Annotated in this window: 17 protein-coding genes; 8 read left to right on the plus strand and 9 right to left on the minus strand. The window is 70.6% G+C overall.

Features of this window, described 5'->3' with window-relative positions; all coding sequences use genetic code 11:
• Positions 1–43 precede the first annotated feature (43 nt).
• The 3 genes from DN051_RS41885 to DN051_RS41895 all read left to right on the plus strand — a co-directional run bounded on the left by DN051_RS41885 (position 44) and on the right by DN051_RS41895 (position 5,843).
• Positions 44–2,299, plus strand: coding sequence for an FAD-dependent oxidoreductase (locus DN051_RS41885; protein ID WP_053757195.1), 2,256 nt, complete (start codon positions 44–46; stop codon positions 2,297–2,299).
• 2 nt (positions 2,300–2,301) lie between these two features.
• Positions 2,302–4,341 carry a beta-galactosidase gene (locus tag DN051_RS41890; protein WP_079000437.1) on the plus strand — a complete coding sequence of 680 codons (2,040 nt, stop codon included), beginning with the start codon at positions 2,302–2,304 and terminating at the stop codon, positions 4,339–4,341.
• A gap of 434 nt (positions 4,342–4,775) precedes the next feature.
• The gene (locus DN051_RS41895; protein ID WP_112443028.1) at positions 4,776–5,843 is read left to right on the plus strand and encodes a spherulation-specific family 4 protein; all 1,068 of its coding nucleotides are present in this window, start codon (positions 4,776–4,778) and stop codon (positions 5,841–5,843) included.
• Positions 5,844–5,999: 156 nt separating this feature from the next.
• On the opposite strand, the gene DN051_RS41900 is transcribed toward DN051_RS41895, so the two are convergent.
• The gene (locus tag DN051_RS41900) at positions 6,000–7,187 is read right to left on the minus strand and encodes an RICIN domain-containing protein (protein WP_053757193.1); all 1,188 of its coding nucleotides are present in this window, start codon (positions 7,185–7,187) and stop codon (positions 6,000–6,002) included.
• Between the two features lie 286 nt (positions 7,188–7,473).
• On the opposite strand from DN051_RS41900, the gene DN051_RS41905 reads away from it, so the two are divergent.
• Positions 7,474–7,899, plus strand: coding sequence for an ATP-binding protein (locus DN051_RS41905; protein WP_063797232.1), 426 nt, complete (start codon positions 7,474–7,476; stop codon positions 7,897–7,899).
• Positions 7,900–7,927: 28 nt separating this feature from the next.
• Here DN051_RS41905 and DN051_RS41910 read toward each other — a convergent pair whose 3' ends face one another.
• The 3 genes from DN051_RS41910 to DN051_RS41920 all read right to left on the minus strand — a co-directional run bounded on the left by DN051_RS41910 (position 7,928) and on the right by DN051_RS41920 (position 12,588).
• The gene (locus DN051_RS41910) at positions 7,928–9,466 is read right to left on the minus strand and encodes a DNA primase family protein (RefSeq protein ID WP_112443029.1); all 1,539 of its coding nucleotides are present in this window, start codon (positions 9,464–9,466) and stop codon (positions 7,928–7,930) included.
• A gap of 1,059 nt (positions 9,467–10,525) precedes the next feature.
• Complete coding sequence (locus tag DN051_RS41915; RefSeq protein ID WP_342781609.1) at positions 10,526–11,710, minus strand: sensor histidine kinase; 1,185 nt, start codon at positions 11,708–11,710, stop codon at positions 10,526–10,528.
• A 206-nt stretch (positions 11,711–11,916) separates the two neighbouring features.
• Positions 11,917–12,588: a response regulator transcription factor gene (locus DN051_RS41920; RefSeq protein WP_112443030.1), complete on the minus strand. Its 672-nt coding sequence runs from the start codon at positions 12,586–12,588 to the stop codon at positions 11,917–11,919.
• Between the two features lie 104 nt (positions 12,589–12,692).
• On the opposite strand from DN051_RS41920, the gene DN051_RS41925 reads away from it, so the two are divergent.
• Genes DN051_RS41925 through DN051_RS41940 form a run of 4 tightly spaced genes read left to right on the plus strand, consistent with a single transcriptional unit; the run spans position 12,693 to position 16,339 of the window.
• Positions 12,693–13,226, plus strand: coding sequence for a hypothetical protein (locus DN051_RS41925; protein WP_162625175.1), 534 nt, complete (start codon positions 12,693–12,695; stop codon positions 13,224–13,226).
• 25 nt (positions 13,227–13,251) lie between these two features.
• Positions 13,252–14,316 carry a peptidoglycan-binding protein gene (locus tag DN051_RS41930; protein ID WP_112443032.1) on the plus strand — a complete coding sequence of 355 codons (1,065 nt, stop codon included), beginning with the start codon at positions 13,252–13,254 and terminating at the stop codon, positions 14,314–14,316.
• Complete coding sequence (locus DN051_RS41935) at positions 14,313–15,134, plus strand: ABC transporter ATP-binding protein (protein WP_112443033.1); 822 nt, start codon at positions 14,313–14,315, stop codon at positions 15,132–15,134. Before DN051_RS41930 ends, DN051_RS41935 begins: the two co-directional genes overlap by 4 nt.
• The gene (locus DN051_RS41940; RefSeq protein WP_053763441.1) at positions 15,131–16,339 is read left to right on the plus strand and encodes an ABC transporter permease; all 1,209 of its coding nucleotides are present in this window, start codon (positions 15,131–15,133) and stop codon (positions 16,337–16,339) included. Before DN051_RS41935 ends, DN051_RS41940 begins: the two co-directional genes overlap by 4 nt.
• Positions 16,340–16,448: 109 nt before the next feature.
• Here DN051_RS41940 and DN051_RS41945 read toward each other — a convergent pair whose 3' ends face one another.
• The 5 genes from DN051_RS41945 to DN051_RS41965 form a co-directional block, all read right to left on the minus strand.
• Positions 16,449–17,312 (minus strand): hypothetical protein, encoded by an 864-nt coding sequence (locus DN051_RS41945; protein ID WP_162625176.1) that lies wholly within the window; start codon positions 17,310–17,312, stop codon positions 16,449–16,451.
• 247 nt (positions 17,313–17,559) lie between these two features.
• Positions 17,560–19,062, minus strand: a complete 1,503-nt coding sequence (locus DN051_RS41950) for a hypothetical protein (RefSeq protein WP_112443035.1) — start codon at positions 19,060–19,062, stop codon at positions 17,560–17,562.
• 170 nt (positions 19,063–19,232) lie between these two features.
• Positions 19,233–20,285 carry a methyltransferase domain-containing protein gene (locus tag DN051_RS41955; RefSeq protein WP_342781617.1) on the minus strand — a complete coding sequence of 351 codons (1,053 nt, stop codon included), beginning with the start codon at positions 20,283–20,285 and terminating at the stop codon, positions 19,233–19,235.
• 21 nt (positions 20,286–20,306) lie between these two features.
• Positions 20,307–21,287, minus strand: a complete 981-nt coding sequence (locus tag DN051_RS41960) for an MvdC/MvdD family ATP grasp protein (RefSeq protein WP_162625177.1) — start codon at positions 21,285–21,287, stop codon at positions 20,307–20,309.
• Positions 21,284–21,505 carry a hypothetical protein gene (locus DN051_RS41965; RefSeq protein ID WP_053763446.1) on the minus strand — a complete coding sequence of 74 codons (222 nt, stop codon included), beginning with the start codon at positions 21,503–21,505 and terminating at the stop codon, positions 21,284–21,286. Before DN051_RS41965 ends, DN051_RS41960 begins: the two co-directional genes overlap by 4 nt.
• Between the last annotated feature and the right edge of the window lie 41 nt (positions 21,506–21,546).

The raw sequence follows: 21,546 nt of genomic DNA on the forward strand, positions 1-21,546 counted from the left end.
GGCGGGGGTTTCCGGGGGCACGAGCACGCGAGAAGGAGCTGGCATGCAGCGGCTATCGGTCGACACCGATGTAACCGTCGTCGGTGGAGGCCTCGCCGGCGTCGCGGCGGCCATCGGCGCCGCCCGCACCGGCGCCCGGGTCGCCCTGATCAACAACCGGCCGGTGCTCGGTGGCAACTCGAGCAGCGAGATCCGGGTGTGGGTCTGCGGCGCCACGGCGCACGGCGCGCAGAAGTACGCGCGTGAGACCGGCGTCATGGGCGAGCTGTTCCTGGAGAACCAGTACCGCAACCCCGAGGGCAACCCGTACCTCTGGGACCAGGTCGTGCTCGACGCCGTGCGCGCCGAGCCCGGGATCAGCCTCTACCTCAACACCGACGTGCGGGAGGTGGAGGCCGACGGCCCCGAGGACGGGCGCGCCGTGCGGGCCGTCACCGGATGGCAGATGGGCTCGGAGCGCATCATCCGCTTCACCAGCCCGGTGTTCGTCGACGCCACCGGCGACGGACTGGTGGGCGAGCAGGCCGGGGCCTGGTACCGCACCGGACGCGAGGCCGCCCACGAGTTCGGTGAGGAATGGGCCCCCGACCAGGCGGACTCCGACCTGCTGGGCAACACGATGTTCTTCTACACCAAGGACACCGGCGAACCCGTCCGGTTCGTACCGCCGTCCATCGCCAAGGACATCGGCTCCACCTCGATCGTCCGCAACCGGCCCATCAGCACCACGGCCAACGGCTGCGACTACTGGTGGATCGAGTACGGCGGACAGCTCGACACCGTCGCCGACTCCGAGGCGATCCGCGACGAACTGTGGGCCGTGATCTACGGCATCTGGGACCACATCAAGAACTCGGGAGAGTACGACGCGGACACCCTCACCCTGGAGTGGGTGGGCTCCGTGCCCGGCAAGCGGGAGTACCGGCGCTTCGTCGGGGACCACGTCCTCACCCAGCAGGACATCATCGAGCAGACCCGCTTCCGGGACGCCGTCGGCTTCGGCGGCTGGTCCATCGACCTGCACCCCGCGGGCGGCATGTACGCCGAGTCGGACGGATCCAAGCACCTGTTCTCGGCCGGCCTCTACCACATCCCCTTCCGCAGCCTGTACTCCCGCAACGTCGGCAACCTCCTGCTGGCCGGCCGCGACATCTCGGCCAGCCACGTGGCGTTCGGCACCACCCGGGTCATGGCGACCTGCGCGGTCACCGGCGAGGCCGCGGGCGTCGCGGCCGGGCTGTGCGTCCGGGACGGACTGACCCCCCGGCAGCTGGCGAACGACCACATCGACCTGCTGCAGCAGACGCTGCTGCGCCACGACGCCTCACTGCTCGGCGTCGCATGGCAGGACCCGGCCGACCTCGCCGCCTCCGCGCACGTCTCCGCCTCCAGCGAACTGCGCACCCTGCGCGTGGCGCCCCGGCCCGGCGAGCGGACCGGCCGGCAGTCCCTCGACGGCCACGACGTCGGGATCGTCCTGCCCGTCGAGCCCGCCCTCGAGGCGGTCGAACTGCTCCTCGACGCGTCGGAGGCGACGTCCGTGGAGCTGGAACTGTGGTCGACCGGCGGCGGGGAGAACCACATACCGGTCGACCAGCTCGGCACGACGCGGGTCGAACTGGTCCCGGGCGAGCAGTGGGTCAGGGCCCCGTTCTCCCACAAGGCCCCCGGCGGGCGGAACGTCGTCCTGGTGGTGCGGCGCAACCCCTCCGTGGCGCTGGTCGTCGTCGACCGGCCCGGCCCGTACGGGGTTCTGGGGCTGGTGAGCCGCACCCCGCGCACCCGCAGCGGACAGCCGCAGTCCAACGCCTGGTCCGCCGAGGAACTGCGCCGCAGGTGCCCGGCGACGGTGGTGCACGGGGACAGCGACGCCTACGGCGCGAGCCAGGTCACCGGCCCCTTGCAGCGCCCCTACGACGGCCCGCGCATGTGGTCGTCGGAGAGCCTCGCCGTCGACCCCGAGCCCTGGATCCGCCTCGACTGGGACCGGCCCCGGACCGTCGCCCGCGTCGACGCCATCCTCAACGACGACGTCGACCTGGACCTCGTCAACCTCCACCACCACCGGACCCCCTTCCCCGTCGTCCCCGAACTCGTACGGGACTACGACATCGAGGCGCTGGTGGACGGTGCCTGGCGCACGGTCGCCTCGGTGCGCGACAACCGCGAACGCCGCCGGTCGCACCTGCTGGACGAGCCGGTGGCGGCGACGGCCCTGCGGCTGGCCGTGCACGCCACCAACGGGTCGGAGTGGGCGACGGTGGTGGCGCTGCGCGTCTACGGGGCGGAACAGAGCTGACCGTGCCCGAGAACACTCCCGCCGCCGGGTCCGCCCGCCACCTCCTGCCGGGACTCGCCTTCGGCGGCGACTACAACCCCGAGCAGTGGCCCGAGGCCGTATGGCAGGAGGACGTCCGGCTGATGCGGCAGGCCGGCGTCAACCTGGTCAGCGTCGGCATCTTCTCCTGGGCCCTGCTGGAACCGAAGCAGGGGGCGTACGACTTCGGCTGGCTCGACCGGGTGCTCGACCTGCTGCACGAGCACGGCATCCGCGTCGATCTGGCCACCCCGACGGTGGCGCCGCCCGCCTGGTTCTACCGCGCCCACCCCGACGCGCTGCCCGTCACACGTGAGGGCGTGCGCCACTCCTTCGGCTCGCGCGGCGCCATCTGCCACAGCAACCCGGCCTACCGCGAGGCCGCCGCGAACATCACCACGAAGATCGCCGAACGCTACGCCGCCCACCCCGCGCTCGCGTTGTGGCACGTCCACAACGAGTACGGCGAACCGGTGAACGCCTGCTACTGCGACACCTGCGCCGCCCGCTTCCGCGACTGGCTCGCCGCGCGCCACGGCACCCTCGACGCCCTCAACGAGGCCTGGGGGACGGCCTTCTGGGGCCAGCGGTACACCGACTTCGAGCAGATAGACCCGCCGCGGCTGACCCCGGCGGTGTGCAACCCGGCGCAGCAGCTCGACCACAAGCGGTTCGCGGACGCCACCATGCGCGAGAACTTCTGCGCCGAGCGGGACATCCTGCACCGGCTCTCGCCCGGCGTGCCCGTCACGACCAACTTCATGGCCGCGCTCAGCCAGTGCGACTCCGTCGACTACTGGGCCTGGGGCCGCGAGGTCGACCTCGTCAGCAACGACCACTATCTGATCACCGACGGCCGCCGGACCCATGTCAACCTCGCGATGGCCGCCGACCTGACCCGCTCGGTCGCGGGCGGCGCCCCCTGGCTGCTGCTCGAACACTCCACCTCGGGCGTCAACTGGCAGCCCCACAACCCCGCCAAGGCCCCCGGAGAGATGGCCCGCAACTCCCTCGCGCACGTGGCGCGGGGCTCCGAGGGCGCCATGTTCTTCCAGTGGCGGCAGTCCCGGCGCGGCTCCGAGAAGTTCCACTCCGCGATGCTGCCGCAGGGCGGCACCGACACCCGCGTATGGCGTGAAGTGGTGCAGCTCGGCTCGGACATGGCGGCACTGGCCGGCCTGCGGGGCACCCGCACCGTGCCGGACGTGGCCATGGTCTGGGACTGGCACTCCTGGTGGGCGCAGAGCCTGGACGGGCAGCCCTCCGTCGACCACGACGCGCGCGAACGCGCGGACAGCTTCTACGAGGCGCTGTACGACCGGCACCTGACCGTCGACTTCGTCCATCCCGAGGCGGACCTGTCGTCCTATCCGCTGGTCGTGGTCCCGGCGCTCTACCTCACCTCCGAGAACGCGGGCGACAACCTGCGCCGCTACGTCGAGGACGGCGGCACCCTGGTCGTCTCCTACTTCTCCGGCATCGTGGACGAGAACGACGCCGTTCATCCCGGTGCCTACCCGGGAGCCCTGCGGGACGTGCTCGGGCTGACCGTCGAGGAGTGGTCACCGCTGCTGCCCGGCGACACGGTCAGGATCGCGGGCCCGGAGGGGGCGACACGGCGTGCGGACGTGTGGACCGAGTTCGTGGTGCCGCGCGGGGCGCGGACGGTGTGGACCTACGCCGACGGCCCGGCGGCCGCGAGACCGGCGGTCACCCGGCACCGTTCGGGCACCGGAACCGCCTGGTACATCTCCACCCGCCTGGACGTCCAGGGGCTCGGGGCGGTGCTGGAGGCGGCGTGCGAGGACGCGGGAGTCCCGCCGCGCGGGGCTCTGCCCCGGGACGTGGAGGTGGTGCGGCGCTCCGGCGAGGGCGGCGACCATCTGTTCGTGATCAACCATTCGCGGGAGCCGGCCATCGTTCCCCTGCCGGACGCCGGCACCGACCTGCTCACCGGTGAACCCGCCGCCGGCCTGCTCACCGTCCTGCCCGGTGCGGTCGCGGTGCTGCGGCTGGGCGGCTGACGCTGCCGGTCTCCCGGTGCGCGCCCGACGATTCGCTCCATAGAGGTTCACGTTCCGTGAGCGTTTCTCGGAGTGTGCCGTGGGCCGCGACCCGGGCGACCTCGTGGGCCGGTGCCCGGCCGGTTGGCCGTCCGGCACTCGATGACACGTGGCCTGACCTGCGAGAAGAGATCGGCCACCTGGTGTGGTGCGACGGGGGTACCGGGGATGCGAGGCAGGCGCGGCGACGCCACGACCGGCCCTCGTTCTCGTCCAACTCCCGTTGAATCGGCAAGAGTTGATTTCTAGTCTCTGAAGCGGAGGGAACCCCACCGCTTCGGTTGCAAGGGTGTCGCCGTCGTCAGGGTTCCCTTGGTGAATCCCGCCGCGCAGGCCCGCGACGCCGGCCCGCGCCGGGCCGCACCTCGAGTTTCCCCCACTCCCGAGGAACCCTCATGCGCCGTTCCACCCGGATTCTCGCCTGCGCCGCCGTCGTCGCGGCCGGTGCCACCTTCGCCGCCCTCCCCGCCATCGCCTCACAGGACGAGACCTCGTCGGCCGCCTCACCGGACGAGACGTCGTCGGCCGGCGCCTCACCGGAGGAGACCGCGTCGGCCAGTGCCTCACCGGACGGCACCCCGTCGGCCACCGCCTCACCGGACGGCACCCCGTCGGCCACCGCCTCACCGGACGGCACCCCGTCGGCCACCGCCTCACCGGACGAGACCCCGTCCCCCACCGCCACCGCGTCCGACCAGAAGGTCTCCGTACCGGCGTACTTCTACCCCGGCACCCCGGGCAGCTCCGGTGGTCCGTACTGGGACCGGCTGATAGCGAGCCGCGACACGGTCGGGCTGGCGGTGGCCAACCCGGACAACGGCCCCGGACAGGCCGTGAACACCGACTACACCGCGAAGATGCGGCAGGCCGAAGCCGCGGGCGTCGACGTCATCGGCTATGTGCGCACGGGCTACTTGGGCACCGCGCCGAACAACTTCACCACCCGGGAGGAGGGCTCCACCGATCCCGGCGTGTGGCTGAACCAGATCAAGAGGGACGTCGACGCCTGGTACACGATGTACGGCGCGGCGAACCTCGACGGCATCTTCTTCGACGAGGGAATGGCGCAGTGCGGTCCCGGCAACAAGTGGGCCGACCACTACGCGGAGCTCAAGAAGTACGTCGAGGGCACCTACGGCGCCGAGGCGATCGTCGTCGCCAATCCCGGTACGGGCACGCAGGAGTGCTTCAAGGACACCGCCGACACCCTCGTCACCTTCGAGGGCGACGAGGACGCGTATCGGCGACACCAACCGGAGGCGTGGGAGGCGAAGGTGCCGTCCGACAAGATCTGGCACCTCGTCTACGACGTGCCCGACGCGGCACGGATGTCCGAGGTCGTGGCCCTGTCCCGGGAGCGCAACGCCGGGCACGTCTACGTCACCCACGACATCCTCGACAACCCGTGGGACACGTTGCCGCCGGCCGCGTACTGGAACTCGCTGACCGGGCGGACCCCCTGACCGGCGCCCGACCGTCCGCACCTTGACGGCGGACGGCCTGCGCGCCGCCAGTGAACGCGGCCTGAGCAGGACATCCCCAGCGAGCGGAGCGGCCCGTGCCCGGCGGGACGGCATGGGCCGCGCCGCACCGCCGTGCCGGGCCCGCGGCGACTCGGATCAGCCGTAGGGCCGGGCCGGGGGCCGGATCAGGATCGGCACATCGGTGGCCCGGTGCCGGAGATGGCCGAAGAGGCCGTATCCGAAGAGGGTTCGCCGGCAGAACAACTGGCCGTCCCCGTCATCCGGTTCGGCGAGGGTGACGGGGCTGCCCGGCACCGGATCGCTCACCTGGAGGGCGAGCCGCGACTCCTTCGCGATGATGCGGTACACCGAGCCGTCCGGTGCTCCGGGCGTCGCGTCCGCCCCGGTGAAGGTGCGCACACGCTGATAGACGCCGTTCCGGTACTGCTGAAGCAGGAACTTCTGCGGGTCGCCGTCGTGCGGTTCGGCCTGGACCAGCGCGGCTCCCGGCTCCCCACCGGCCGTCTGCAAGGCCTTGCCCGAGTGGTGGACCATGATGCGGTGGTAGCCCGCGCCGTCCGGTTCGAAGAGGAAGTGGCCCCAGGTCCGGTAGGCGTCCCCGGTGACGAGCGCCGCGCCCTCGCCGATTCCCCGGTCCAGCGGCGGGCCGGGTCGGGAGAATCCGCGCGGATAGCCGTTCGCGGTGACGGCCCGCTTGCGGTCGTCGCGGCCGGCCCGGGGATTCAGGGCGCCGACGACCTCGTCCGTCAGCGGGCGCATCGCGAGAACGTGCCGGATCGCGCCGGCCAGACGGAAGGACGACCGCTCCACGCCCAGCCGCTCCGACTGCATGAGGGTCCCCGGGGAGGGATCGGTCAGGTCGCTGACCAGCGAGGTCCACACGTCGGACTCGGCGTGCTCCGCGGCGACCTCGGGCGTACGCCATGAGCTGTCGGTGGGCAGGCGCCACATCACGACCGAGAGCCGGGGGAACAAGGGCTGGTGCCCCGAGCGCCACCGGTCGGCGGCGTGGGTGCCGCGCCACAGACAAGCCCGGAGCCTGCCGGGCACCTGTTCCGCGATCCGGCGCCGCTGCTCCTCGCCCGACAGAGCGGGGAGCTCGTCGGCGTCTATGTCCCAGCCGAAAACGAGGGCGCCCGCCGCGCCGTGGAAATGTACGTTGAGCGAGCGCTCACCGATGTTGGGCCTGCGCAATACGGATCCGGGGCCCCGGGGACACCCGGAGCGGATGAACCGATATCCGCTGTCAGGTGGCCCGCCGGTGAGTTCGTCGATCACTCCCAGGGCGCGGCACCGGTCGTACAGCGCGGGCACGTCGGGCATTAGATCGGCTGCTTCTCGTAGGCTCATGATCGGCAGTAAACCAAGGGATTCCGATGCGGCCGAACAGTGCTCATCAGGCTGCGCATTTCTGCCGAAACTGTCGACCGCTGCGTACGGTCATGTGGCCTCTCCGAACAGTGACCGGCGCTTTTCGGTGAACCGTAGGGAAATTCCCTGAAGGAATGGTGGACACGCCGTGTCAGGCTGGGGACCGAGCGCTCCTGAATTGATCTGCTACCAACCGTTGCGTAATGAAACGAGTGGCTGGCGAATGATGGTGAAGCGAATGTCGGCCGGTTCCCTCCCGGCTTTCCCGGTCCGTACCGTGGCCCTGGCGGGCCAAATCCAGGCCTCCCGCCGTGCCCGGCACGCCCTGACGCAGTACCTGAGCCACCGAGGGCTGCTGCGGGGACCCGACGGACACCGCAGCGAGCAGGTGGAGTGCGCTCTTCTGGTGGTCTCCGAACTGGTCACGAACGCCTGCCGGCACACCCCGGGCCCTCGCTATCTGGGGATGGCCGTCAGAGGCGGATGTCTGCTGCTCGAAGTGAGCGACCGGAGCAGGACCATGCCCCGCGTCGTGCCTCCCGAGGAGCGGGGAGCGTCCGGGGGTTTCGGGTTCGGCCTCGTCGCGGCGCTGGCCGAGGACTGGACCGTGCGGACCAACAGCCTTGGCAAGGCGATCCGGGTGACCATCCCGCTGACGGCGTGAGCCACGGCCCTTCGTGTGACGGCGTGCGTCACTCCGACAGCAGGGCGATGCCGGGGTAGTACTTCCGGCCGTTGGATTTGATCATGTCTGCGGGGGTGGTGAGGCCGACTTCTTGTCGGACGCGTTGGGCGAAGACGCGGGCGTTGGCGGGGCGGATGCCTTCGGTGGTGCTGCACCAGGCGCTGTAGGCGGTGTAGAGGTGGCCTTGTTCGGTGCGGAGTTCGGTACCGTGTCCGGTTTCTGTGTTGGTGTTTTGGGTGCAGCATTCGGTGAGGAAGCGTCCGATGTGGTCTTCGGTGGCTGCGTAGGCGTGGGTGGCGATGCGGACGCGGTCGGGGCCGGCGAGGGTGTTGCGGGTGGTGAGGTATCGGTGTGCTCCGGTGAGGAGCCATTGGAGGATGCCGGGTCCTTCGTCGCGGACGAGTTCGAGGGCGAGGTTGTCGATTTTGGCTTCGTCGGGGACGACGCGTTCGAAGGGGATGAGGCGTATGCGGCGCCAGAAGGCGAAGCCGCCGGTGGAGACTTCGGGGCGGTGGTTGCCGAGGAGCCAGAGGTGGTGGGTGGGGGTGAAGGAGAAGAAGTCCTGGCGCATGCGGCGGGCTTTGATTTTGTCGCCGCCGGTGAGGAGGCGGACGCGGGCTTCGTCGAATTTGTCGTTGGGTTTGAGTTCGCTGCAGACGATGAGGCGTCGGCCGTGGAGTTCGGTGAGTTCGGTGGAGTGTTCGGAGAAGGAGCCGCGGTCCATGAGGAAGCCGGGTGGGGCGGCGTCGGCGTAGTCGCCGAGGATCTGCATCATCACGTCGAGCAGGACGGACTTGCCGTTCTTTCCCTCGCCGTGCAGGAACGGGAGCACTTGTGCGCCGACGTCGCCGGTGACGGAGTAACCGAGCAGCAGGTGCAGGAACTCGATCATCTCCCGCCCTTCCGCGTCCCCACCGAACGTGTCCGTCAAGAACCGGTGCCAGCGGGGGATCGGCATGTCCTGGGGAGCGACGCTGGTGGCACGGGAGTGACAGCCCTTCTCCGGATCGGGTGTGCGCAGCCGGCCGCTGTACAGATCCACCACTCCGGCCGGGGTGCACAGGGCGTAGGGGTCACCGTCCAGCTCGTCGGGGTCGATGGACAGGCTGGGAGAGGCCTTCGCCTGGGTCAGCAGGGCCTTCACACCCGCCGTGGAGAGGGTGCGTCGTTTGTGTGTCCGCAACTCCCGTTCGTTGAACACGCCGTTCGGATCGTGGTCGGGCATGGCTTCGGCCATTTCGCCGGCCGCCCACAGTGCGGCCTTCTCACCGCCCGTGCGCTTCCACCGGTAGCCGTCCCACGCGAACCAGCCCAGCCCGTCCACATGCCGGAACCGCCCACGGAACCGCTCCACGAACAGCTTCGCGTTCCCCCGGTCCGTCAACGTCCCGGGCAGCGCCGGGAGTTCCGTTCCTTCCGCCGTGCGTGAGGGCAGCTCTGCGTGGGGGGTGAGCGCGCGCGCAGGCGACCGCCCGGGCTCCGGATCCCGGGCGGGAGGGGCGGCGGCAGTGGCATCGAAAGCGGTCCCGCTCTGGGCGCTGCTCATCGAGATCCTTCGAGATGAATCGGCTGTACGGGTCCCGCGCGTAGACCGTCAGCGAAGGGGTGCGCGTCGTGCCGTCCGCGTCATTGCGGGGCCCGGTCACGGCTGTCGGGGTCTCACCGTGGGAAGGCACGTGATCGTCCTCGGGTCGGCTGGGGCGCAACGTCCGAGCCCCGGGGCCGTACCGCGACCGCGCATGCCGAAACCGCCGGACAGGGACCGTAGGGACTGGTATCCGGGCGAGTGTAGGACCTGTCGCGGGGGAAACGACCAACGCCTGCGACGCGTTCGGGGGGCGGTACGACATGGCGGGACGTCACCGGAAGAGACGGGTGGGGGCCGATGGGCGGATGTGACGGCTGTTCCGTTCGGCGTGTGGTGGTGTCGAACCGCGGCGCGGGGTCCGTTTCCGGTGCCGTGTGCCCGTGCGGGCGGATGGTGCGATGAACCGATTGCCGCGGGCAGGTGCTCGGTGCCCCGTTCCGTGCGGGCATTCGTTCGGTCCCTCACTCCGGTTCCGCGCCTTCTTCGCAGGTGAGAGGGGTTCGCGGGCTCGTTGTAGGGACTTGAGGGACCGGGATCTCGAATTAGACGCGGCGTAAGTTGGCTTGCGGGTGGGGGATCGCGAGTCGATGGGCGGACTTCTGTGCGACTACCGACGGGTAGCGCACGTCATAAGTATCGGATTCCGGTCCCTTCAGTCCCTGTGTCGCCGGGTGGAGGGCGCTGACCTGCACCTCGTCGGAGGGACTGAAGGGTCTGAGCAGGGATCCCCCCTGCGCGCCCGTTACTCATCATCGAGTGTCGACGGCGCCCGCGTGGGGTGGAGCGGGTCCTCGTCGGCGGGTGGGCTTCGGACGTCGTGATGCCGCCGCAGGCGTTCTGAGAGGACCGAAAAAGATTTCACTTTAAACCATAAGAGGGGTCGGGGGGCGATCCCCGCCGAGAGAAGTGCTCATCGAACCTGAGCGTTTCCGGGGCGCGGTCGGCGCTGTGCGGAGTTCAAGGCGGTTGCCCGGCCCGGAATTCAACAGTTTTGCGACGCCGTGTTGAAACCGCTGGTCAAGCCCGGTTCGCCGACGGCAACTGCCGGATCGGTGCCGTGCGTTGGGAGCTGGGCCCCACGCGTACCGTCAGACCGCCCCCGGGGTTGGCCCGCGCCTCGACCGGCAGGCCGTGCGCTCGGGCGATCGCGGCCACGATGGACAGGCCCAGGCCCACGCCCTCACCCGGTGCGTGACGACGTTCCTGAAGCCGGCGGAAAGGCTCGAAGAGCAGGGCGACGGTCGCCTCGGGCACCACCGGCCCGGTGTTGGACACCTCCAGGCCCAGGGCACCGGTGCGCACCCGTACCTCGCCGCCCGGCTGGTTGTACCGCACCGCGTTGCCGACCAGATTCTGCGCCAGCCGGTCCAGCAGTACGGCGTCGCCGACGGCCGGCAGGGACCGCAGTTCGGTGTGCACGCGCACATCACGCTCCGCCGCCAGGGGAGTCAGCGTGTGCACGGCCGTGGTGGCGATGTCCCGCAGGTCGACGGTCGTACGGCGCTGGAGTTCCTGTTCGGACACCGCCAGGAGCAACAGCCCCTCGATGAGCTGCTCCTGCCGCTCGGACGTCTCCACGAGCTTGGCCCGGATACGGGCCACGCGCTCCGGATCCGGTGAGCCCGCCAGCCCGACCTCGGCGGCCGTGCGCTGGAGCGCGAGAGGCGTGCGCAGTTCGTGCGCAGCGTTGGCCGCGAACCTCTTCTGTGCCTCGACCTGGTTCTCCAGCCGGTCGAGCATCTCGTCGAAGGTGTCCGCCAGCACCTTCAGTTCACCCGGCGGGCCGCGCAGCGCGATGCGTTCGTGGAGCGTCGTACCGGTGAGCCGGCGGGCCGTCTCCGTCAGGTGTCGTACGGGGCGCAGCACGCGGCCCGCCGTCCACCACGCGACCGGGACGGAGACGGCGGTGAGGGCGGCGAGACCGACCAGCGCGGCGGTGGCCAGTTCACGCGCCGCGGCGGATCGCAGCGAGTCGGTGAGCTGTTCCTGGGTGCGCTCGTCGAGTGTGCGGACGGTCCCCCCGTCGGGTGCGATCGGTCTCCGGGGGACGGGTGTGCCGGGGGGCGCGGTGAGACCCCGCGGCACGATCCCCCACGCGGTGCCGGACAGTCCTGTCACAGGGGCGCGCGCGACCTGTTGCATGCTCCGGTACAGATTCTGGCCCGCGAACACGTACACCAGGACGATGAGGCCACCCCCCACCACCAGGAGCATCGCGCAGCACAGCGCGGTGAGGCGGGCCCGCTCACCGGTCAGGATCCCCGCCCGTGCCCGTGCCCGTGCCCGTGCCCGTGCCCGTGTCTGTGTCTGAGTCTGGGGCTGTGCCTGAGTCTGGGGCTGTGCCTGAGTCTGCGCGTGTGGGTGTGTTTGTGACGGCGGTCGGCGGGAGCCGAGTCGCGGGAGGCCCGTCATTCGCCGGGCTCCACGGCGACGCGGTACCCCGCACCCGACACCGTCTCGATGACCACGGGCTCACCGAGCTTCGCCCGGAGCCGGCTGAGTGTCACCCGGACCGCGTTGGTGCGGTAACTGACGTGCTCCTCCCAGACCTGCTCCACGAGGTCGTCGTGGCTCACCACGGCACCGCCCGCCCGCAGCAGTGCCTCCAGCACCGCGAACTCCTTCGGCGACAGCCGCAGCGGGCGCCCGTGCCGCCGCGCCTGCCGGGCGGCGGTGTCCAGGGCGATACCCGAGCGCCGGATCACGGGCGGCAGCGCCGGTCGGGCCCGTCGGCCGAGCGCCAGCACCCGGGCCACCAACTCCTCGAAGGCGAACGGCTTGGCGAGGTAGTCGTCCGCGCCCAGGGACAGGCCCTCCACCCGGTCGTGGACCGTCCCGGAGGCCGTCAGCATCAGAATCCGCGTGACAGCCCCGGTGTGCACGATCCGGCGGCAGACGTCGTCGCCGTGCATGCCGGGCAGGTCCCGGTCCAGGACGAGCACGTCGTACACGTCGTCGTTCAGCCGCCGCACCGCCTCCAGACCGTCACCGGCCACGTCGGCGGCGATGGCGTTGGCACGCAGGCCCTCGGCGATCATTTCCGCGAGGAATTCCTCGTCCTCCACAACCAGGACTCTCATACCGCCCGTTGTACAGGAAGGCACCTTTCGGCGAGATAACAGAATCGGTGAGAGCGCTGTAACCGCCGCCTCGGGCATGGTGCCGCCATCCGGCGAGCCGCCGGATGGAAAGCGGCCCGGAGAGCCGGCCACCGGGCCGTGAAAAGGAGGCGGAAATGCGACGGAACAAGTTCGGATTCGCGACGGTCTGCGCGGTGTCCGCGATGACTTTGTGGCTGACCGGGTGCAGCGGTCAGGAATCGGACCAGGAAAAGAACTCCGGCGGGGATTCCGTGAGCGACAAGCGGGCAAAGGCGTATGACTGCCTTCGTGAGAAGGGCGCCGAAGTCAAGAGCGGCGTGTCGGGCGGCCTCGGCCAGATCCTGCCGGGCGAACTGTCGGCGAAGGAATTCCAGCAGGCACTGAAGGACTGCCAGGTCGCCGGGGGCGGGAGCGGGGCCGGGGCCGGTGGCGGCCTGTCGCCGAAGGCCAAGGAGCAGATGCTGGCGTTCGCCGCATGCATGCGCAAGGAGGGCTTCGACCATCCCGACCCGGAGTTCGTCGACGGTGCCGCGAAGATGCCCACGGTGAAGATCCCGGACAGCCGCAGGAGCGAGTACCAGGCGGCGAGCGCCGCGTGCTCCAAGGACTTCGGCTGACGCCGCTCGATCCGAGGACACGACCATGAAGCTCAGGAAACCGCTGCTCGCCGCCCTGGTGGCGGGCCTGGTCGCGACAGGCGGCCTGCTGACGGCCACCCTCGTCTCCGACACCTCCGGATCCACCGCCCAGGACGCCCCGGTACCGGTCCCGACCAGGACCGCCTCGGTCGTACGCCAGACCATGGTCAGCTCCACCGACGTCGAGGGCACGCTCGCCTTCTCGTCCCAGCGCAAGCTCACGGCCGGCGGACAGGGCACCTTCACCTGGCTGCCCGCAGCCGGGTCCACCGTCAAGCGGAACGGCAGGCTCTATGAGGTGGACGGCACCGCCGTGCGTCTGATGTACGGCGACAAACCCGCCTACCGCACCCTGAAGAAGGGCGACGAGGGCGCGGACGTGCGCCAGCTCAAGCAGAACCTCATCGCGCTGGGCTTCGGGTCCGGACTCGTGGCCGACGACGAGTTCACCGAGGGCACCGAGCGCGGCGTCGAGGCCTGGCAGGAGAGCCATGGCCTGAAGGAGACCGGCACGATCGGTCCCGAGCAGATCGCGTTCGCGCCCTCGGCGGTGAGGGTGCAGACGGCGCCGGCCACGCTCGGCGGGCGGTCCCAGCCCGGTGTGACGGTACTGACGACCACGAGCTCCGAACGTGTCGTGCAGTTCGACCTGGAGGTCTCCGAGGCGGACGACATCGGCACCGGGGACGTCGTGACCGTGCGGCTCCCCGACGGCAGGAGTGTGAAGGGCGAGGTCAGCTCGGTCGGCAGGACCGCCGAGGTCGACCGGCAGTCGGAGGACAAGACCCCGAAGGTGAAGATCACCGTCGAGCTGGACCGGCCCGGCCGGGTCGGGGGCATCGACAAGTCGCCGGTCACCGTGACGCTGTCGGGGGAACGCCGCAAGGACGTGCTGTCCGTGCCGGTCGAGTCGCTCCTGGCGCTGGAGAACGGCGGCTTCGGCGTCCGTGTCGTCGATGACGGCGAGGCCAGGGACGTACCGGTGGAGCTGGGCATCTTCGCCGACGGCCGGGTCGAGGTGTCGGGCGGCGGCCTGCGCGAGGGCATGAAGGTGGGTGTCCCGGCATGACGGACACCGGACACGCGGCGAACGCGGACGCCGTGGGCGGGGGTGCCACAGCACGCGACGGCGCCGTCGACAGGGCTGCCGAATCCGACCCGGAGGTCCTTGCTGGGCATACGGCGACGAGTGCGGAGGTGGTCGCCGAGCTGACGGGGGTGACCAAGGAGTACCCGGGCGGGGTGACCGCCCTCGGCGGTGTCGACCTCACCGTCACCGCCGGGGAACTGCTCGCCATCGTCGGCCCGTCCGGCTCCGGCAAGTCCACCCTGCTGCACATCCTCGGCACCCTGGACCGGCCCACCGCCGGCACGGTCGCCATCGCCGGGCACACGGTCGGCGACCTGTCCGACCGCCAGGTCTCCGCACTGCGCGCCCGGCACATCGGGTTCGTCTTCCAGTCCTTCCACCTCGTACCCGCGGCTACGGCGCTGGACAACGTCACCGAGGGACTGCGCTACTCCGGTCTGGCGCGTGCCGAGCGCCGGCGCCGGGGCAGGGCCGCCCTTGAGCGGGTGGGGCTGGCCGACCGCGTCGGGCACAGGCCGCACGCCCTCTCCGGGGGCCAGCAGCAGCGTGTGGCCATCGCGCGCGCGGTTGCCGGGCGGCCGAAGCTCCTCCTGGCCGACGAGCCGACCGGGGCGCTGGACTCCGCGTCCGGCAAGGCGGTGATGGAACTGCTCCACGAACTCAACGCCGACGGGGCGACCATCGCCGTCATCACACACGACCGGGAACTCGCCGAGTCCCTGCCGCGCCAGGTCCGCATCCTGGACGGGCGCGTCGTCGAGGACACCCGCAGGCGCGTTCCGGGCGGTGCCCGGTGAGCCGCGGGGACCGGCGTCTCGCCCCCGCCGGGCTGGGCCTGGCGGACGTCCTCCAGGTCGGGTCGGCGGGACTGCGGGGCCGGCCGATGCGGGTGGTCCTGTCCGCGCTGGGCATCGCCATCGGGATCGCCACGATGATCGCCGTGGTGGGGATCTCCGCCACCGGCCAGGCCGCGCTCATGCGGGAACTGGACCGGCTCGGCACGAACATGCTGGTGGTCAGGCCCGGGCAGTCGTTCGTTCCCGGTGAGGATGTGAAGCTCCCCGAGAGCGCGGTCCGGACCGTCGGCGCGATCGACGGCGTGGAGCAGGTCGGCGCGCTGGGCGGTCTCGACGGCGTGCACGTCTACCGCTCCGAGCACATCCCGAAGACGCAGACCGGAGGCATCGCCGTCCAGGCCGCCACGGAGAGCCTGAAGGAGACGCTGCGCGGCTCCATGGCGGCGGGCACCTGGCTCAACAAGGCCAACGGCCGCTACCCGGCCGTCGTGCTCGGGCACACGGCGGCGAAGCGGCTCGGCATCACCGAGAGCGGCCAACGGGTCTGGCTGGGCGGCCGGTACTTCACCGTCGTCGGCGTCCTCAACCCCCTGCCGATGGCCCCCGAGGTCGACGAATCCGCGCTGGTCGGCTGGGCGGGGGCCCGGACCTGGCTCGGCTTCGACGGTCATCCGACCGCCGTGTACGAGCGGTCCACCGACGACCGGGTCACGGCGGTGCAGGACCTGCTGCCCCGCACCGTCGATCCGCAGGCACCGCACGAGGTCGAGGTCTCCGACCCGTCGGAGGCGCTGAAGGCCAAGGCGGCCTCGGACGCCGCGTTCAACAGCCTGCTGCTCGGTCTCGGTGGTGTCGCCCTGCTGGTCGGCGGGGTCGGCATCGCCAACACCATGATCATCTCGGTGCTGGAGCGGAAGCACGAGATAGGTCTGCGAAGGTCGTTCGGAGCCACCCGGGGACAGATCCGGCTCCAGTTCGTCGTCGAGTCGCTGATGCTGTCCGGACTCGGCGGTCTGGCCGGGGTCGTGCTCGGGGCGCTGGCCACCGCGATCTACGCGATGACGGGCGGCATGCCCTGGACGGTGCCCGCGTGGGCGATGGGCGGCGGGGCCGGGGCGACCCTGGCCATCGGCACCCTCGCCGGGCTCTACCCGGCGGTCCGGGCCGCGCGACTGTCCCCGACGCTCGCCCTGCACGCGCCCTGAGCGCGCGGAGCGGTGCGCCCGGTCCGGGTTCCGTCCCCGCACGGAGGACGGAACCCGGACCGGGACGCCGGACGTCACGCGCAGACGCCCCGGGAGGCTGCCGCGCCGCTCACTTCAGCTTGCCGAGCTGCGCCTCGATCGCCTCCTCGGGCAGCCGGCCCTTGCCCTTGCCGCTGAAGTCGAAAACGACCGAGTTGGTCTTGACGAGCACCGGCCCCTTCTGGACCGCGGCGACCGTGAGGAACATGCTCATGCCCTGCTCGGATATCTCCAGCCGCCACGCGGAGGCGTCGTCGCCCCACTTGGTGGGGACCTTTGTGACGGAGGAGATGGGCATGGTCTCCATGCTGCCCGCCGCCTCCGGCTGGAAGGCCTCGGCGCCCTCCTTCGACATCGTGATCTCGAATCCGCCCGCGCAGGACCGGGCGGCCTTCGACACCGCGTCCCTCTCCTCCTTCGCGCCGGCCTCACCCGCGTAGGAAGACAGGGACAGGACGTCCATACGCATCTTCCCGAGGGCGTCGAAGCCGTCCTCCATCGCCTCGTCCAGCGCGGGCGGGCTGTCGAGTTCCTCCTTCTCCGGTGCTCCGGCCACCCCGGTGGTGCCCGCCGCGCCGACCGCGTCCTTTCCGGGCAGCGCGGCGAGCATCCCGGCCAGCGGCGTGCATTCGGGCTTGTCGGACGTGACGAAACCGCTGGTGTCCCCGCGGTAGGCCTTCGTCACCTTGGCCGAGTCGGAGGCCTTGATGTCGTAGCCGTCGAGTTCTCCCGGCTGGAGCAGCATGGTCGACAACTGCGCGCTGGTCGGCGGCTTTTCCCCGGTTGATTCCTGCGTCCCGGCGGAGGAACTCTCCTGCGTGGCGGCGCGGTCGGATCCCGTCGACTTCTTCTCCGTCTCCGCGCAGCCCGAGACAAGGAGGGCCAGTACCCCCACGGGAACGGCGAATGCTGTCCGGTGCAGCTGCGTTTTCACGAGGCGCCTTTCGCTCGACTTGAATTGCGTATGTGCCGCCACCGGGTGGTGGCGTACATGGCTGGGGACGCTAACGGGACCCACTGACAAAGCCGTCATGCTTCGACGGAGAGAAAGAGGCATTTGTCCGTCGGGGACCTCTGTTTGGTGCGCGTCGAGCCCTGCAAAGGGGTTGGAATTGCTCACGCCCATTGAGCATTTGGAGCCACGGCGGGACCGGTGCTGACGGCTGAATTGCCGGAGCGGTCTACTGCACCGGCCGCTTGAGGTCGTCGGCGACCAGACGGACCCCCAGCCCGAACGCGACGGACGTCGCCGACGCCCTTTCCAGGTGCTCCTTCCCGCTCGCCGCCACGCAGACCGACCCCCCGTCCCGTACCAGCGGCTCCAGCCGCCACAGCATCGAGCCGGGCTCGTCGTACCGCACCTCGGCGCCCACACCGGTCAACGCGTGGCCGGAGCCGTCGAAAGTGACCACGGCGGACGGCCGGGTGGTCCGCGTCCCGCTCGGCGCCGAGGCGACGCGCCGGTCGACCCGGTACCGGCGGCCCGCCACGGTGAAGGAACTCCGCAGACCGACGGCGTACGCGTCCACGGTGCAGGGGTGCGGGAGGAGGTGGTCCTTGGCCCGTACCTCCCAGGACGTCCCGTTCAGCGGGAAGGAGGCCGTGGCCAGGCTGCCCGGTCCGAGAGCCTGCGTCCCGTCGTGCCAGTTCACCCGGAACCCGCCGCCGATGAGGACATGTCCCTCCGGTGCGGCGGCGGAAGCCGACGGATGCGCCGCCACAGTGCCGCGCACGCGCCGGACGCTCAGCAGCCGCGAAGCCAGTTGCGCGGGACCGACACCGTCGACGGCCAGACCGATGGCGTATCCGGTCAAGGTGTGCGGCTGGGCGACGAGATGGTCCTTCGACGAAACCACCCAGGCGCCGCCGTCGGGGGAGGGGCAGGAAGCGGTGAGCAGCGCACCGTGCGGCTCTCCGTGGGTGACGGCACCACCGCCGACCACCACCATGTCGTCCGGCACGCCGATCCGCATGCCGAGGTGGAGGGGGTGACTGCCGTCGGAGTCACGGCGGAAGACGGCGGTCGTGATGAGCCCCGAGTCGTCCCGGCAACGGAACACCTCCTCGCCGCGGTCGTCACCGCGTGCCGGTCCTGTCGGCGCGGGGGTCCCGGAGGGCAGATCGAGCACCTCCCACAGTGTTTCCGCGGGCCACGGGGAGCCGAGCCACTTCAGACCGGGGCCGGTCGGGTGGGCCGTCAGGTCGTGCAGCAGGGCCCGGTCACCCGACAGGGCGCCGGACGGGTCGAGGACGTGCCAGGCTTCGTCACCGGGCCGGCACCAGGCCAGCACGTTGAACAGCTGGCGCGGCAGCAGCGCGCGCAGTTCGGTGGGCAGGCACGGCGTGAACCCGGTGAACTCCTCACCGTGGAACGGCCGGTGCGACGCCCCGCCGGACGGCTCGTCCAGCGCCGACAAGCCCCAGACGAGGGTGCCCGCCTCGCTGAACAGGACGTCGAAGTGGTGTCCGTCGTGGGCCATGGACAGCACCGGTCCGACGGAGACCGGCCGCGGTCCGTAGTGGTGCCGGCTCCCGTCGATCGACGGCCTCAGCGTGTAGACGGGCGGCCCTGACGGCGCGCCCTCGCCACTGTGCACGAGCGCGCTGACGGCGGCCAGCGCACGGCATCGGGCCAGCAGACGAGGGACGGCGGGCAGCATGCCGGTGACCAGGATCGGGTGCATGCCGCCAGCGAACCACCTGCCTCGACGACGGGAGACGGGCGAATCCGGCGAGGGCAGCGGGGCCATGGGGTTGCAACGTCGACTGCTCGTGCCTGATGAGCAATCGCTGGTACAGCGCCGGTTGATCGCTCGGTCGGCGGACGAGTGAAGCCGGTACCTGGACGCGGTGGCTATGGGCTGCTGGGCAGGGCCCAGCTCGGCCCGTCGGTTTCTCCGTACGAGACGGTTTGTCGGGTGGGCGTGATCGTCAGCCGAAAGTCTTCGCGAGCTGGTGCGTCCGCGAAGACCTTCGCCAGGCCCTCAACGACGTCCCAGAGCCTTTGCGGGCCGTACTGGCGGACGGCTCCGGAGACGTCCGCAATGGCGGTCGACCCATCAGAGGTCCACAGCCCTACCGCGCTGAGGTTCCCGTCATCGTCGCGCCAGGAGCACGAACTGTAGCCGGGCAGTGCCAGTGAGGCGGGGAACTTGAGCCGTCCGAAGAGATCCGCCGGCGGAAGGCTGCTGTCGGTCGGCGGCTGCTCTCTGGCCGTGTCGAACCGCGGAGGCGCTCCGTCGACCCGTCGAGCCATGAAGTGCGCTGGAGTGGCCAGGAAGGTGCCGACCGCGTGCCCCTCCCCCGTGACCGTGGCGCGTGCGATGCCGTATCCGAGAGGGGCGACGACCACAGCACCGGGAGCCGCCTGCTGCAGGAGCGGCCGGGGGATCATGTGCAACCCCACAGTGGCGATGATGCGGTCGTACGGCGCTCGTGTCGGGTAGCCCTCCGCGCCGTCGCCGACGGACACGGTCGGCTTCACCCCGACTGTGCGCAGATGCCGGAGGGCGGTCTCGACGAGGCCGGCGTCGATGTCGACGCTCGTCACGTCGGCGTCCGTGAGTCGGTGGCAGAGCAGGGCCAGGTTGTAGCCGGTGCCGGTGCCCAGCTCGAACACTCGGTGGCCCTCGGCGGCGTCCAGGGCTTCGAGCATTCTCAGCATGATGGATGGCTGGCTGGACGAGCTGGTGGGGACACCATGTCCGTCGAGCTGAGTGGTCAGCGCCGCATCGCTGTAGACCGAGTCCAGGTAGCTGGGGTCCCCCCCAGGCCACGGACTGCCATCCTCCTTCGGCGTTCTGCTGGAAGAAGCGGGGTACGAACACGTGGCGGGGAACGGCGGCGAACGCGTCGCTCCAGCGCCCGGCCGCGAGATCCGCGGCCATCTGCTGACGCGCGGAGGCAGAGGTGCCGCTGTCGGGCCAGGTCATTCGGTTGCTCCCATCAGGTATGCGGCGTGCGCCGCTGCGATCGGCAGACCCGTACGGTTCTCAACCCAGCCCCAGGTGCCGCAAGGGTTGTTCTCGAAGAACACCCACTGCCCCGCGGGCGTTACGGCGAAGTCGAAGGCGCCGAACGCGATGCCGTAGTAGGCGAGGAACCGGCGCACCCCGGTGGCGACATCGGCGGGGACGGCCACGGTGTCGTACTCGATGTGGTTGTAGTCGGTCCGCCAGTCGATACCGGCGGCTTTGCTGGTGGTGATCAGCTTGCCGCCGAAAACATCGCCGCCGACGGCGATCAGACGTACCTCGTACGCCTTGGTGATGTCTTCCTGGACGTAGTGGGCCGTCAGGCGGATGGTGTCGTCGAAGTCCTCCGAGTTGACGCGGTGGGTTGCGACCATCAGGCTGCGGTCTTCGCCGACGTCGAGCCGGCCGCCAAGGACGGGCTTGCAGATCAGCGGTCCGTCCACCTCCTTTGCGAAGGCTCGTGCCGCTTCGAGGTCGTTGGTGATGATGCTCCGCGGCACCATCAGCCCGCAACGCGTCGCGGCGACGAGTTGCTGAGGCTTGTGAGCCGCGACCCGGTCCGCGTGAGGGTCGTTGAGCCATCGAGCACCGGACAGAGCACTCAGGAGGTTGAGGATTGCGGCGTCGGCCTGGTTCTGCGCCCAAGTGGCGTAGGGCTCAGGGACGGAAGCGGCGATCTGCGGACGTGCGGGCCGCCTCCAGTAGACGGCCCGCACCTCTTCGAGCCGCACCGTCCGGCGCCCGTCGTCGATCGTCCCCGTCCAGCCCGATTCCTGGGGCAGGTGATTACCGGTGAGGGTGAGCCGCTGGGGGAACTCCGCGACGTCGAAACGCATCACGGGCACGTTGCGCCGGTTGAGCTGGTCGACGACCATGTCGGCCGCAGCGTCGAGCTGCTCAGCGACAACGAGCACAGGGCGGGCGGCGGCACTCATGACGCCGGCGCGAAGTACGGGTCGGAGACGTCGTCGCCCTTGCCGTCCAGGTTGGTGTCGGTCGTCGAAGCGGCCTGCGCCTTGGTGTGCCAGGGCTTGCCGTCGGCGGCCAGGTTGATCTGGCGCTCCTCGTGCCAGCGGACCCCGGCGATCGAGGTGGTCACCAGGCACGGCGGTGCTGCGGCGCGCGCGGCGAAGGGGATTTTCGCTGTGGTCATCATTCTTCCTCTCTACGGTGGGTGTCGGTACGACCTGTCTG

Source organism: Streptomyces cadmiisoli (genome assembly GCF_003261055.1).
GTDB lineage: Bacteria > Actinomycetota > Actinomycetes > Streptomycetales > Streptomycetaceae > Streptomyces > Streptomyces cadmiisoli.

Excerpts from the sequence above, each read along its gene's own strand:
- DN051_RS41885 (WP_053757195.1), top strand. The coding sequence starts at position 44 with ATGCAGCGGCTATCGGTCGACACCGATGTAACCGTCGTCGGTGGAGGC.
- DN051_RS41895 (WP_112443028.1), top strand. The coding sequence starts at position 4,776 with ATGCGCCGTTCCACCCGGATTCTCGCCTGCGCCGCCGTCGTCGCGGCC.
- DN051_RS41900 (WP_053757193.1), bottom strand. The coding sequence starts at position 7,187 with ATGCCCGACGTGCCCGCGCTGTACGACCGGTGCCGCGCCCTGGGAGTG.
- DN051_RS41905 (WP_063797232.1), top strand. The coding sequence starts at position 7,474 with ATGTCGGCCGGTTCCCTCCCGGCTTTCCCGGTCCGTACCGTGGCCCTG.
- DN051_RS41910 (WP_112443029.1), bottom strand. The coding sequence starts at position 9,466 with ATGAGCAGCGCCCAGAGCGGGACCGCTTTCGATGCCACTGCCGCCGCC.
- DN051_RS41920 (WP_112443030.1), bottom strand. The coding sequence starts at position 12,588 with ATGAGAGTCCTGGTTGTGGAGGACGAGGAATTCCTCGCGGAAATGATC.
- DN051_RS41925 (WP_162625175.1), top strand. The coding sequence starts at position 12,693 with ATGGAAAGCGGCCCGGAGAGCCGGCCACCGGGCCGTGAAAAGGAGGCG.
- DN051_RS41930 (WP_112443032.1), top strand. The coding sequence starts at position 13,252 with ATGAAGCTCAGGAAACCGCTGCTCGCCGCCCTGGTGGCGGGCCTGGTC.
- DN051_RS41935 (WP_112443033.1), top strand. The coding sequence starts at position 14,313 with ATGACGGACACCGGACACGCGGCGAACGCGGACGCCGTGGGCGGGGGT.
- DN051_RS41950 (WP_112443035.1), bottom strand. The coding sequence starts at position 19,062 with ATGCACCCGATCCTGGTCACCGGCATGCTGCCCGCCGTCCCTCGTCTG.
- DN051_RS41960 (WP_162625177.1), bottom strand. The coding sequence starts at position 21,287 with ATGAGTGCCGCCGCCCGCCCTGTGCTCGTTGTCGCTGAGCAGCTCGAC.
- DN051_RS41965 (WP_053763446.1), bottom strand. The coding sequence starts at position 21,505 with ATGACCACAGCGAAAATCCCCTTCGCCGCGCGCGCCGCAGCACCGCCG.